This window comes from Ornithinibacillus halophilus (assembly GCF_900129485.1).
GTDB lineage: Bacteria > Bacillota > Bacilli > Bacillales > Amphibacillaceae > Ornithinibacillus > Ornithinibacillus halophilus.
In genome coordinates this window covers 81,422-94,651 of the sequence record NZ_FQVW01000004.1, presented here as the reverse complement: position 1 = coordinate 94,651, position 13,230 = coordinate 81,422, and the positions used below count along the sequence as shown (strand labels likewise).

General features: G+C 36.9%; 11 protein-coding genes. 8 read left to right on the top strand and 3 right to left on the bottom strand.

The genetic code is table 11. From position 1 onward, the window contains the following. Window positions 1-445 precede the first annotated feature (445 nt). The 7 genes from fabZ (at window position 446) to BUB12_RS04045 (ending at window position 8,599) form a co-directional block, all read left to right on the top strand. Window positions 446-865, top strand: coding sequence for a 3-hydroxyacyl-ACP dehydratase FabZ (fabZ, locus tag BUB12_RS04075; protein WP_072888311.1), 420 nt, complete (start codon window positions 446-448; stop codon window positions 863-865). Between the two features lie 278 nt (window positions 866-1,143). Then, window positions 1,144-1,497, top strand: a complete 354-nt coding sequence (locus tag BUB12_RS04070) for a hypothetical protein (protein WP_072888309.1) — start codon at window positions 1,144-1,146, stop codon at window positions 1,495-1,497. Between the two features lie 203 nt (window positions 1,498-1,700). Beyond that, on the top strand, window positions 1,701-2,207 hold the full coding sequence (locus BUB12_RS04065) for a competence protein ComK (protein WP_072888307.1): 507 nt from the start codon (window positions 1,701-1,703) through the stop codon (window positions 2,205-2,207). 352 nt (window positions 2,208-2,559) lie between these two features. Continuing rightward, window positions 2,560-3,417 carry a TetR/AcrR family transcriptional regulator gene (locus tag BUB12_RS04060; RefSeq protein ID WP_072888305.1) on the top strand — a complete coding sequence of 286 codons (858 nt, stop codon included), beginning with the start codon at window positions 2,560-2,562 and terminating at the stop codon, window positions 3,415-3,417. A gap of 15 nt (window positions 3,418-3,432) precedes the next feature. Then, window positions 3,433-4,296 carry an efflux RND transporter periplasmic adaptor subunit gene (locus BUB12_RS04055; protein ID WP_072888303.1) on the top strand — a complete coding sequence of 288 codons (864 nt, stop codon included), beginning with the start codon at window positions 3,433-3,435 and terminating at the stop codon, window positions 4,294-4,296. Window positions 4,297-4,299: 3 nt separating this feature from the next. After that, the gene (locus BUB12_RS04050; RefSeq protein WP_072888301.1) at window positions 4,300-7,365 is read left to right on the top strand and encodes an efflux RND transporter permease subunit; all 3,066 of its coding nucleotides are present in this window, start codon (window positions 4,300-4,302) and stop codon (window positions 7,363-7,365) included. Between the two features lie 148 nt (window positions 7,366-7,513). After that, a complete protein-coding gene (locus tag BUB12_RS04045) occupies window positions 7,514-8,599 on the top strand; it encodes a glycosyltransferase family 4 protein (RefSeq protein WP_072888298.1) in 1,086 nt (361 codons plus the stop codon). Here the strand turns inward: BUB12_RS04045 and BUB12_RS04040 are convergent. The 3 genes from BUB12_RS04040 to BUB12_RS04030 form a co-directional block, all read right to left on the bottom strand. Next, window positions 8,592-9,050: a threonine/serine exporter family protein gene (locus BUB12_RS04040; protein ID WP_200801016.1), complete on the bottom strand. Its 459-nt coding sequence runs from the start codon at window positions 9,048-9,050 to the stop codon at window positions 8,592-8,594. The genes BUB12_RS04045 and BUB12_RS04040 overlap by 8 nt on opposite strands. Window positions 9,051-9,080: 30 nt before the next feature. Further along, window positions 9,081-9,824, bottom strand: coding sequence for a threonine/serine exporter family protein (locus BUB12_RS04035; RefSeq protein ID WP_072888296.1), 744 nt, complete (start codon window positions 9,822-9,824; stop codon window positions 9,081-9,083). A 153-nt stretch (window positions 9,825-9,977) separates the two neighbouring features. After that, window positions 9,978-10,382: a hypothetical protein gene (locus BUB12_RS04030; protein WP_072888294.1), complete on the bottom strand. Its 405-nt coding sequence runs from the start codon at window positions 10,380-10,382 to the stop codon at window positions 9,978-9,980. A gap of 387 nt (window positions 10,383-10,769) precedes the next feature. Here BUB12_RS04030 and BUB12_RS04025 point away from each other — a divergent pair, with 387 nt between their 5' ends. After that, window positions 10,770-13,106, top strand: coding sequence for a cell wall-binding repeat-containing protein (locus BUB12_RS04025; RefSeq protein WP_234982563.1), 2,337 nt, complete (start codon window positions 10,770-10,772; stop codon window positions 13,104-13,106). The last annotated feature ends 124 nt before the right edge of the window (window positions 13,107-13,230 follow it).

The window sequence follows — 13,230 nt, the reverse complement described above, 5'->3', positions numbered from 1 at the left end:
GGTCGCTTTCACAGTGTCTTCTTTGCCGCGAGGGGCTGAGGCTGTGCCCGCGGGAAGCGACTGCCAGGAGTGGAAATCAACTTAGCTCTAACTTTGAGTTTCCCATTTTTGCAAATATAATATTAAGAAAAGCTACTAGCGCTCGAACGAGACATCTCTGAAAGTTATATTTTTGAAAAAACGAAGCTGGGACATAACTAAAAAGTTATTACCAAAAACGAACAATTTGCTATCTTAGCGGAGGGAATATACGTAGACTCCTGTGGGAGCAAAGGCATCGGTGAGACCCCACAGTGCGATAGCACGAGGAGGCTCACCAGCCGCCCACGGAAAGCGAAGTATATTTACGTAGCGATGATTTTCACCAAACATAACATTGTTCGGGTTTGTGCTTCATTAAAATAATTTTGTCCCAGCTTCAATCTATATAAAGGAGTCAATAATTATGGATATTCAAGATATTAAAGAAACAATCCCACATCGTTATCCTTTTTTATTAGTGGACAAGGTGTTGGAAGTAGAAGAAGGTAAACGAGTAGTAGGGTTAAAAAATGTCACAATCAATGAGCCTTTCTTCCAGGGACATTTTCCGGATTATCCAGTAATGCCTGGGGTACTTATTATCGAGGCTTTAGCTCAAGTAGGGGCAATTGCAGTACTTGGAATGGAAGCAAATCAAGGCAAATTAGGATTTTTAGCTGGTGTCGACAAAGCAAGGTTTAAGAAGCAAGTGAAGCCTGGTGACCAATTGAAATTGGAAGTTGAAATCATACGTGTAAAAGGCCCAATTGGTAAAGGAAAAGGGGTAGCAACAGTAAACGGTGAAGTAGCATGTGAAGCAGAAATTATGTTTGCTATTCAATAATTTTTAAAAAAAGGTAAGAAAATTCAGAGATGTCTAGCTCCGAGCGCCTGCGACTAGAGAGACTTCCTTCGCCTCCGTACGATAAGTCAACATCGACTCCCTTTGGTCGTCGTGTTTCCTTTATCTCCTACGCCTCAGTCCAGTCCTTACGTCGCAAAGCGGGCGCTCTGCGCTTTTCTTACCAATTTATGAGAATAACCTCCTAAAGTTATGTATCACATTGAGAAAAAAGGGAATGCTATTTTTGAAAGTGAACATACAAAGGAGGATACAACAATATGGAAAGAAAATGGTTAATTAAGCTAGGTGCTCCTATTTTAGCATTATCACTGGTTGCAGCATGTGGAACTGACGATGAGAATGATCCAGCTGATGAAATAATTGAAGATCCTGTCGAGGAAGATGATGCACCATTGAATCAAGATGATGATAATATGGGTGGCATGGATGAGAACGATGGTATGGATGATCAAGACCAAAACAATGATGATGGACTAATGGAAGAAGGCGACCTAGGCAATGGTGAAGATGGAGGCTTAGGTGACGAAAATGATGATCTTGGTGATGAAGGTACAGAAGATGGTCTTGGCGAAGATGGAGCTGTAGACGAAAACAATAATAATGATGAATAATAAAGGAGCTAATTGATAGCTCAAGCAATGGCAGTCGACCTAGATAATAGGTGGATTGCCATTTTTTGTTGATTTTTGAGATTAAAATTCGTGTTATATATGTGATTTTTGTGTTTTTATTAAAAAATTCAACATTTTTAAACAAGATTATTGCTAAATTTTGACATTTTAGTATAATATTGTGTAAAAGAAAGGAGGGTGGGATGACAATAAATACACTACCTATAATCACAGAAAAAACGAAAGCAATTCTAACAGTGAATGATACATATTATCGTTCCATTATTCTTGAAGGAGGAGAAGAGACTTATTACAAACAAAAACCGGAAAAATTAATTGATCATAGTTGTATTATAAATGGAGCATCTTTAGATGGGAGGAGAAAGTTCATTAAAATGATATTTAATATTAAACATAAAATTCCAATACCAGTTGATCCACAACAAGGTGTCTTTCTATTTCCAACATGTTCAACTAAAAAAGAAGAATGTACTTGGATTTCCTATTTTCACATGAGGGAGTATAAACAAATGGGTACGAAAACATATATCACTTTTCATGATGATACAGGAATATTGGTCAATAATTCGATTAACTCTATTGAAATGCAGGATATGCGAACTAGTAAGATTGTAGCAAGAATGAGTCGAAATTTGTATCCAGGTTTTTCTCCGTTTCCTAAAATACGTTTAGATAAGGATCCAAAGTAAAGTTGCGCACAAAATTACCATAATTTTTTCTTCATCTAGAAACTGTTCCCCATGTACCATACCTCTTAGTATATATTTTGTGCAAAAAATATCCGAATTTGAGGCTGTCCTAAAACACATCACTCATATATTCAGATAGTGCAGCCTTGAATTCGTATCTATTCCCCCAAGATCTTTCTATATCCATAACTACTTTATAGTTGCTATTCTATTCTATCTCCCTGTATAATTTTTCACAGAGATATTTTTTTATGTCTTTTTTGACTGACCGGTCAGTCAAAATAATTGTAAAAATCTACTGAAACAAAATATCCCCTTACGTCGTAATAAGAAAGTGGGTGTTAATTTAAATATGAATGAAAAGAAGATGAATTTAATTGAAACAGGGTTAACTCTTTTTGCTGAAAAGGGCTATCACGCAACTTCAATCCAAGAAATAGCCAAACAAGCTGGTATTTCTAAGGGCGCATTTTATTTATATTTTCAGTCAAAAGAGGATTTTATTACAACAGCTATCAGCTATTTTCAAACACAAATTGCTGAAAAAATGCAAAAAGTGAAGCTAGAAACTTCATCATCAAAGGAAGCATTAGCCAAGCAGATTAATGTAATTGCTGATTATATATACACCTACAAAGGATTTATTACGATGTTTTTCTTAGAGAATATATCTATTAGCGACAAAACTGACACGTTGATGCATGAAATGAAAGAAGAAAACTATAAATGGATGCGTGGAGAAGTACTTAGTGTCTATGGTGAGAAGGTTGAGCCTTTCTTATTTGATAGTGTTGTTCAGCTAGAAGGTTTAATGAGTAGCTATTTTAAATGGATTGTTTTAGAAGAAGTTCAATTGGATCGTAAACGGCTTGGGGATTTTATCGTCAAACGGTTAGATAATGCCGTTGAAGGGATGCTGCATGGGGATGAGAAACCCCTAATGGTTGTTGAGCGTGCTCCCACAACGGATAAGCAAAATATAACAAACATTGTATTACAGTTACGTGAAAAGATAAATATATTATCAATCGACGAAAAGATAAAATCCCAGTTAAATGAAGTGGTTGATGAAATCGCAAATGAATTAAACGAAGAAAATCCGAAATTTATTGTTATTCAAGGACTACTCGCGCATATAACTAGACATGGCAAATTACGAGATGATTGCGAAAAAATAGCCTCATTATTAAAAATAGAATTACTACAATAAAGGAGTTTAAAACAGATGAAAAACGTATGGAAGGGTCTAGCAGCAATTGTATTTGTAACAATTTTTCTTGCTGCTTGTACAGAAGAGGAAGAAACAGAATCAGTAGAACCAGTAGACGTACCGGTTGAAGTAGCTCAAGTAACAGAAGGGGAGCTTGTGATTGAAAAATCAATCTTTGGGCGCACTGCACCAAATAGCCTAACCCCTGTTATGCTGCAAAACCCAGGGGAAGTGGATGAATTAGATGTGAAAAATGGAGATGTGGTTGAGGAAGATGATGTATTAGCAACTATTGCCACTCCAGCAGGAATGCAAGAAATTACGGCTTCAGCATCAGGAAAAATTATTAATCTGGAAGCAGAAGAAGGAGACTTAGTCTCTAATTCTGATCCATTTTTAATGATCATGGACAATGAAAAAATGACATTGAACTTTACCGTTACAGCTGACATGCGAAATCATTTAGGTAAATATGAGAAGCATACGGCCATTATTGATGGTAACGAATATGAAGCTTCCATTACTTCAGTAGGAGAAATGCCTGGGGAAAATGGGTTATATCCTGTTGAAGCATCCGTTGATAATGATGATGAAGCAATCATTACAGGGTTGGTTGCTGAATTAGTCGTTGAAGTAAATAAATTAGAAGATACGTTGATTGTTCCAACAGAAGCAATTGTTGAGAATAGTGATGGAGCTTTTGTTTATGTAGTAGCAGAAGATGAAGTGAAATTAGTAGAAATTAAGGTATTAGAGACACAATCAAATGAATCAGCTATTGAAGGCGATCTAGCTGATGGGGATGAAGTCGTAACTTCTGGTCAATTATTATTGGCAGATGGTACGAAAATAGAAGTAGTAACAGAAAGCGGGGAATAAGCGTTGAGGTTAGTGAAAACATCCGTAAAAAGACCTGTCGGCGTCATTATGATAGTTTTAGCGATTATTGCGCTAGGGGTCGTTTCTCTCCGCAGTTTAGCAGTAGATCTTTTTCCAAAAATTGATTTACCAATTGCAGTAGTGGCGACACCATACAGTGATGCTGCACCAGAAGATATCGAAAATTTAATAAGTCGACCAATTGAATCATCCATAAGTTCCGTCGAGGGTGTTAATACGATTCAGTCCCAGTCACAATCAGGTGCATCGCTTGTCCTTATTATGTTTAATAATGGGGTTGACCTTGACCAAGCATTATTAGACATACGGGAGCGTGTCGACCAAATCAAAGGGTTCTTGCCACAACAAGCAGGTGATCCGAACATTATGCGTTTTAACCCAGACCAAATGCCTGTCATGTGGGTAGGCTTAACTGGGGATGACGCAGCGACATTAACGAATGTGGCTAATGATCAAATTGTGCCATATTTTGAACGTCAAGGTGGAGTGGCGTCTGTTACTGTAGAAGGAGCAAAAACAAGAGAAATTCAGCTTGTGTTAGATGAAGCCAAACTACAGCAGTATGGCGTGAATGCCCAAAGCATTATGCAAGCATTGAGTTCTCAAAACCGCTCCGCATCAGTTGGAACCGTTGAAAAAGGAAATAAGGACCTACAACTTAGGGTATCCGGAACCTTTGAATCGATTGATGATATTAAGCAAACGATTCTTCAAACGCAAACAGGAGCCACGATTCATGTAGAAGATGTGGCAGATGTGAATGATTCTTATAAAAAAGACACAGGATTGACATTGGTTAATGGCGAACAGTCTCTTGTTCTTTCCATTATGAAAAAGACAGATGGAAATACGGTGGAAGTTGCAACGAATGTCAAAGATGGAATTGCTGATCTATCAACTGATTTACCAGAAGGTGTTGAACTAGAGGTTGTTATTGATACATCGGAATTCATAGAAATGTCGATTGACTCTGTTGTGAAAAATATTTTAATCGGAGGGGTAATCTCCTTATTTGTATTACTTCTATTCTTAAGAAGTATCCGAGCAACTATTGTAATTGGAGCATCGATTCCGATTGCTATTATCTCAACTTTTACCCTCATGTATTTCACAGGGGAAACCTTAAACGTCTTAACACTAGGTGGTTTAGCGTTAGGGTTAGGAATGATGGTGGATAGTTCCATCGTTATTTTGGAAAATATATATTCATACCGGCAACGGGGTTATAATTTAGTGGATTCGGCGATTAAAGGGGCATCCGAATTAGCTCCTGCAGTAATTGCTTCCACGACAACGACATTGGTTGTATTTTTACCAATTGTTTTTGTTCAAGGAATTGCGTCTGATTTATTTACACCGTTAGCACTAGCCGTTGCTTTTTCATTAATTGCATCCTTAGTGGTAGCCGTCACATTAGTGCCAATGCTGTCATCTAAGTTGTTATCTAAAGCAATGGATAATCACGGACGTCGCTATTGGTTCAATCGATTCCTTGAAAAAGTTGGAAATGGCTATAGTGGCGTATTGAAATGGGCATTGAAACACCGTAAAACAACCGTGGGTGGAACGATCCTTGCGATTGTATTGAGTTTAGGTTTAATTCCATTCATTGGTGCAGAATTTATACCAGGTGCCGATCAAGGTCAAATGCAAATTCAGGTGGAAACAGAACCTGGAACATCTCTTGATAAAACAGAAAAGCTTGTTGAGCAAGTAAATGAAAAGTTAGTAGAATATGAAGACCTCATAGAAACCAGCTTTGTTAGTGTTGGTGGCGGTGGCATGGGAATGGGATCTGCTAATGGCGCTTCCTATACGATTCAACTCATTCCATCAACCGAACGTGATGTATCAACAAATGAAGTTGTTCAAGACCTAACGGAGGACTTGCAAGGAATTGCTGGTGCTGAAATTACAGTCGGTGCCATGGACGGTGGAATGAGCATGGGAGACCCGATCTCCATTCAGCTTAATGGACCGGAGCATGAAGTGTTACGTGATCTTGCTGAAGAAGTCGTTGATACGATTGCGACAGTAAATGGAGTGCATAATCCATCAACAGCTGCGTCTGAAGGTATCCCACAGATGACAATTGAAATTGATAAAGAAAAGGCAGCGATGTATGGCCTAACACAAGACCAAATTTTAAGCCAAATTAGCCTTCTATTTACAGGTCAAGTGGCTACTCAGTATCGTGAAGAAGGAACAGAGATGGATGTTACGTTAATGTATCCAGAAGAAAAACGTAGTACCATCAATGACCTACAAGATATGAAAATCCAAACGCCAACTGGAGCAGTGATTCCATTAGATGAAGTTGCTGGATTTGTGGAAAGACAAGGACCAGTATCCTTATTACGACAAAATCAACAGCCACAAATGAACGTGTCAACAGATATTGCAGATCGTGACTTGGCAAGTGTTGTATCGGATATTGAGTCCATTTTAGAAGATATGCAATTCCCTGAAGGCTACACGTATTCAATGGGTGGTCAGGCAGAAGATATGGCAGAATCCTTTGCTGATTTGGCATTGGCGTTAATCTTCTCGATTTTCCTTGTATATGCTGTCATGGCTATTCAATTTGAGAACTTCTTATTCCCATTCATTATTATGTTCTCATTACCTGCAACGGTTGTAGGTGTAATGCTTGGATTGTTCGTAACTGATTTACCGTTGAGTATTCCTGGTTTCATTGGAATTATCATGCTTGCCGGGATTGTAGTTAACAACTCCATTGTTCTAGTTGATTATATAAATATTTTAAGACGAAGAGGAATGGAACGATTTGAGGCAATCGTTGAAGCAGGTAAGAGTAGGCTGCGACCGATCTTAATGACAACATTAACGACAGTTTTAGCAATGGTGCCATTAGGGTTAGCGCTAGGTGAAGGTGCAGAAATGCAACAACCATTAGCCGTTACGATAATATTCGGATTAGGTGTATCCACTATCTTTACATTAGTGTTGATCCCAGTTGTTTACTCCTTATTCGATGATTTAACAGGGAAGTTTACAAGAAGGAAGAAAAAAGAAAAAGAAGCATAATTCACAAAAAATCCGGACCGTGAGTCCGGATTTTTTTAATCGTAACTTCTTGACCCTCATAAAAGAATTAAGATTAGTTGCATTTAATCATTATGTGTATCTATAATTTAGGCAAAGATAACAATATATAATACTTTAGGAGAATAACATGGACTTTTTTAGTAAGCTTCTAATAGCATTTCTAATTTCTTTATTATCTACATGGCTATTAACATACCCAATCAAGAAATTATCCGTTAAATTTGGAGTCGTCGATTTCCCTAATTATCGTAAAATCCATACTAAAGTTACTCCAAGATTAGGTGGATTGGCAATTTTTCTCGGTGCATTAATTGGTTCATTTTATTTACAACCAAGTCATGAGCATCTTCCTGAGATATTTTTTGGAGCAGTGACAATTTTAATCACAGGAATTTTGGATGACAAATATAACATACGACCTGTAATCAAATTGACTGGTCAAATCATTGCTGCATCATTCCTGATCTCAGGTGGTCTAATTATAGAGCAAATCACTTTACCGATTATTGGAGTAGTTCCACTCGGCTTCTTAAGTGTGCTTATTACGGTACTATGGATTGTAGGAATAACAAACGCTATTAATTTAATTGATGGGTTGGACGGGTTAGCTACAGGGGTATCAACGATAGCATTAACAAGTCTACTAATTATGGCTATCATCGATTCACAATTACTAGTGGCTTATTTATGTATTGTGTTAATCGGATCTAATTTAGGGTTTTTATATCATAATTTTTATCCAGCTAAAATTTATATGGGGGATACGGGTTCAAATTTCTTAGGGTTTATGATCGCTGTTGTATCAATTCTAGGGCTATTTAAGAATGTAGCTATCTTTAGTTTTGTGCTCCCAGTTATCGTATTGGCTGTTCCTATTTTTGATACGATGTTCTCAATTATTCGTCGACTAATAAAAAGGGAAAATATTATGATGGCTGACAAGAAGCATATTCATTATCAAATCTTTTCTGCAGGGTTTAGTCATCGTAAAACAGTACTGGTATTATATGCAATAAGTGCAGTTTTTGGAGCTTTGGCAGTATTATTTTCTAATGCCACCGTAACGGTCAACCTTATTATAATGGGTTTTGTGCTTATTTTATTGCATATTCTAGCAGAGATAGCTGGTGTAGTGATGGGTGGGAAGAAGCCGGTGCTTGAAATGCTATCTAAATTTGCTAAACAAATTTTTAGGAGAAATAACTCTAGCTGATTTTTCTTAACTGACTGATTTTCTTTCCAATTTTTCGAATGACTTGATTGGCAACTTCTGAAAACATGAGTCCGATTGCAATACCTCCTGCCAAAAGCATGACTTTAGCAGAGAACTGAAGAGCTAAGGCATAGTCATTTTCCACGAAATTACGCATCGCTTCATAGGCCATACCACCTGGTACGAGTGGAATGATACCAGAAACACTAAAAATGATGATGGGGGTTTTGTAGATTCTTGCGCAAATATGGCTTAATACTGCAACAAGCATGGCCGCAAAGACTGTCGCAGGAACGGAATCCATATCGTGTTGTACTAGTACAAAGTATAGAATCCATCCTATCATTCCGACAAGTCCACATTGGATAAGGGCATTTTTAGGAGCATTAAATATGATGCCGAATCCAGCAGCAGCTATAAAACTGGTTATCAGTTGTTCTACGATTGTCATAAAAGAAACCTCTTTCAAACGTAATGATTTTTATACAAATGCAAAGACAATGGCAATTCCGGCACCAATGGCAAGAGCAGTTAGTAATGCCTCTACTCCCTTAGATACACCAGCAATTAAATGTCCTGCCATGAGGTCACGAACAGCATTCGTAATGTGCAATCCAGGTACTAGTGGCATGACAGCACCTATAATTATCTTATCTAATTCGACTCCTAGTCCTGTTTGAATAAAAAATACGGCGATTATTCCAATAATAAAGGAAGCGAAAAATTCAGCGATAAATTTTATTTCAACTAATCGTTCAAAGGCTAGTAAACCAATAAAACCGATCCCACCAGCAACCAACGCTGGAATGAAATCAGCCCAAATTCCACCAAACATAATGGTGAAGCACCCACTAACTAATGCAGCAGCAAGTACTTGAAGTCGCTTCGAATAAAAAAACGAATGGGAGTCTAACTGATGTAAATGGTCGATTGCTGCTTGGATGGTAAGTTCTCCTGCAGCAATTCTTCTTGAGATGCTATTTACTTCAGCAATTTTATATAAATCCGTAGTACGCTTAGCAATACGCATAAAATTAGCTTGCTCTGCACGGTCAATCGCAAAATTGATTCCGGTAGGTGTCGCATAGCTTTGAGGATTTTTCACCCCATATGCACGAGCAATTCGATCCATCGTGTCCTCCACGCGGTACGTTTCTGCACTACATTCAAGCATTATTTTTCCAGCAAGCATACAAACTTTAGCAATTTCATTCGAGTTATTCATCGTAACCCTTCTTTCTAATTCCAAAATACCTCTACATATTATAGATGGAATTGAAGTGTAATGAAAGAAAAAAATGCCCGAGTGGTGTGGTTACCCACCCACCAGGCATTTTCGTATGAATTGTAAGTCTGACTTTTGGAGATTCATTTAATATTAAGGCATCATCAAAAATAAACCAACTAAAGACACAATTGGAATGGCATTTGCAATCATAATTCCAATCATTGTAAACGTGTTGGCTTGTTGTTTGGCTTCTTCAGGCACACCAACACCACGTTGTAACATGACAAAAAATGCTGAAAAACCCATTAATAATAGAACAATTAGTCCAGGTAAGTATAATTCGCTAATAGAATTCGCTGATTCAATATTTGCCATACCCATCACAATTAATACTAATGGAATGGCTTCACTAATTGCTGCACCCGTGAAAAATTTCGTTTGTACCTGCCCAATGATTTCTGGGTTTTCTTTTACCTTTTCAAAATTAATCTTAAAAATAATTAAAATAGGAATGACTGCTAAAACTGCTGCGAGTACAAATATGTATGGACTCAAGTCTCCATTCTCCCCTTTCTAAATATCTGAGATGTTTTGCTCCGGGTTTATTACGTGTGTGATTGGTGCACTAAGCTTTTCTTAAATAAGACTAGCAAATATTCGAAATTTACTCAAGGGTGAGAATGACTATTGATTTTAAATTAATTGGTCAAGGTATTTACAGTAGTGTAATGGATATGGATCATATACGTGTTGATCTACCGTTTTCTAAATTTGGATTGAAATGCTTGGGATGTAATGATGCTTCCTTGTAAAGACTACATTTCTAATATCCTTGACCGTAAATTTGTTTACAGATAGAATAAGATTTATAGATTTGATAAGGTTTTTCATTTAGAGCTTTATATTTAGAATTAACCAACTAGGAGGAAATTGCAGGTGAAGATGTATAAGTATGCGTTCTCAATATTAATTTTGAGCATGATAGTTTTTTTAACACCATTAACTTTATTCGCCGATGAAACAAAGCATAAATTGAGTGATACTAAAGAATTAATTATTAATAATGGGGTAGAGTCGTCCATTAAGATTACAGAATCAGGAAAGGCAACATTCCAAAAAAGTCTTACATTAGTGAAAATCGCTGATGTACAAATGATAGAAGTAAATAACGAAAAGTTGGTTGTTGTTACTTATAGGCATGATGGTTCTAGTAATGCATTATTCTTTGAGTTATTACGTTTAGGTGATGAAGAAGTTAAATCCTTGTTCACCTCAGAGACCTACGATAGAGGTCATTTAGAAATTAACAACCATACGATTGAAGTAAGATATCCAATATATGAAAATGGTGCTGTTAAAACTGATCCTACTAAACTAGTACTAGAGACTTTTAATTTGAGTGAAACAGGGGTTGTAGAGACTGATACACAGCTAAAGGATATTGAAAAACCAAGGTTTAGTCTATTTAAAATGGCCTCTGATAATGAAAATCTTCCTTATCATGAAGTAAATGAAATGCTAACCGAGGAAGCAATTGCAGCAAATGTCTCACCAGAAATAGTGAAGGCGATTGCGTATCAAGAGAGCGGTTGGCAGCATTATTGGGAAACTGTTCCAGAAACAGTCCAAAACTGTTCGAACTATGATGGTACGAATGTGAAGCTTGGATATGATTGTATCGGAATTGGTATTATGCAAATCTCAGACCAAATCTATATGGATGAGGGTCCAGAGAAGGAAGAATACATCGAACGTTTAAAAACAGATATTCGATTTAATATCCAAGAAGGAATTCGAATTTTGAAAGAGAAGTGGAATTACTCTAAGGCTGGGTTAATTCCAGAGATAAATGATAATGATCCAATGGTAATCGAGAACTGGTATTTTGCTATTATGGCGTATAATGGTCTCCTTCCTAGAAACAACCCGTTGGAGAAGCCTTTCTCTCCAAATGGGGCATATCAAGAAGAAGTGTTAGAAAGAATACAAGATTTCACGTTACTAGATATACACCCATTTCCAACACATTTACTGGATCCATATGAAGAAAATGGAAGATTGAAATTCCATACTACGAATTTTCAAATAGATGGTCCATTTAATTACTCAAGTCAGTTACTGGAAGAAGGGGACATTTCTTATGTAACGGAAAATGGACTTCATTTACGTGATGCTCCAGGAGGGAACGTCATTGGTAGTTTAAATAAAGGTACCAAAGTAACAATTACTGGCTCATTTGTTGGAACAAATTCAAGATTTAACCAATATGTTTGGTTACCAATCGAAACAGATTCAGGACAAGCTGGTTATGTGGCATCTAGTTATTTAAGCCCGTTACAAAATTATATGAAAAAGTACCGTTTATCTGGATCCAGACGCTATGAAACTAGTGTTAGTATATCCAATTTTGGCTGGCATTGGGATCAACCATCTACAGTCGTAATTGGTCGAGGAGATTTACCAATTGATGCCCTAACAGGTAGTGTGCTGGCCTCAGGGTTAGATTCTCCATTACTATTAACGCAGAACAATACTCTAACTGATAGTGTTAAAAAGGAGATTACAAGACTAAACCCTTCTAAAGTTTACATTTTGGGCGGAAGTGCAGCAATTTCACCTGAAGTTGAAGATTCTCTAGGACAATTAGTTGGTGAATCTAATGTTGAGCGTATTTCTGGTACAAACCGTTATGAAACAGCATCAATAATAGGGAATCAAGTTTCGGATATAACTGATGATATGGATGAGGTATTTGTTACAACAGGTGATGAGAATTCCTCAGATGCATTGGCGATTGCTCCATATGCAGGAGAAAATAATATCCCAATATTATTAACAAAGAAAAATAAATTAAATCAACATGTCATTGATTTCATTCAAGAAAATAATATTAGTAAAGTAACTATTATCGGTGGGACAAATGCTGTTAGTGATGCTGTACTAGGAGAGTTAGATAGTTTAGTAGACTCCATAGAGCGTATTTCTGGTTCCACAAGGTATACGACAGCAACTGAAATCGTAGAAAGATATTATGATTTGAATAAAATTAGCAGGATATTTTTTGCCCAAGGTATGCAAATAGTGGATGCTCTTTCTGGTTCACCACTTGCTACTAAGTTGAACAGTCCTATTTTACTAACTAAAAACAACACTATACCAGCCGAAATGAAAAAATGGTTGCGAGATAATGTTGCTACTAAACCAAACCTATATCTTTTAGGTGGGACAAGTGCTGTCTCTAACAATGTAGCGAGTCAACTAATAGATATTTTGAAGTAACGCAAATACTCAAATATTAGTAGAACCTATATAATGACGAGATAATATTATTAATAAGAAAGACTATCGCTAGTAACTTTGGTGATAGTCTTTCTTATTACCTATGAAGAAACTTTATCTCCTG

What these genes read in the sequence shown, in the direction of transcription:
- BUB12_RS04065 (WP_072888307.1), top strand. Translation starts at nt 1,701, where the DNA reads ATGACAATAAATACACTACCTATAATCACAGAAAAAACGAAAGCAATT.
- BUB12_RS04055 (WP_072888303.1), top strand. Translation starts at nt 3,433, where the DNA reads ATGAAAAACGTATGGAAGGGTCTAGCAGCAATTGTATTTGTAACAATT.
- BUB12_RS04035 (WP_072888296.1), bottom strand. Translation starts at nt 9,824, where the DNA reads ATGAATAACTCGAATGAAATTGCTAAAGTTTGTATGCTTGCTGGAAAA.
- BUB12_RS04070 (WP_072888309.1), top strand. Translation starts at nt 1,144, where the DNA reads ATGGAAAGAAAATGGTTAATTAAGCTAGGTGCTCCTATTTTAGCATTA.
- BUB12_RS04025 (WP_234982563.1), top strand. Translation starts at nt 10,770, where the DNA reads ATGTATAAGTATGCGTTCTCAATATTAATTTTGAGCATGATAGTTTTT.
- BUB12_RS04045 (WP_072888298.1), top strand. Translation starts at nt 7,514, where the DNA reads ATGGACTTTTTTAGTAAGCTTCTAATAGCATTTCTAATTTCTTTATTA.
- fabZ (WP_072888311.1), top strand. Translation starts at nt 446, where the DNA reads ATGGATATTCAAGATATTAAAGAAACAATCCCACATCGTTATCCTTTT.
- BUB12_RS04040 (WP_200801016.1), bottom strand. Translation starts at nt 9,050, where the DNA reads ATGACAATCGTAGAACAACTGATAACCAGTTTTATAGCTGCTGCTGGA.
- BUB12_RS04060 (WP_072888305.1), top strand. Translation starts at nt 2,560, where the DNA reads ATGAATGAAAAGAAGATGAATTTAATTGAAACAGGGTTAACTCTTTTT.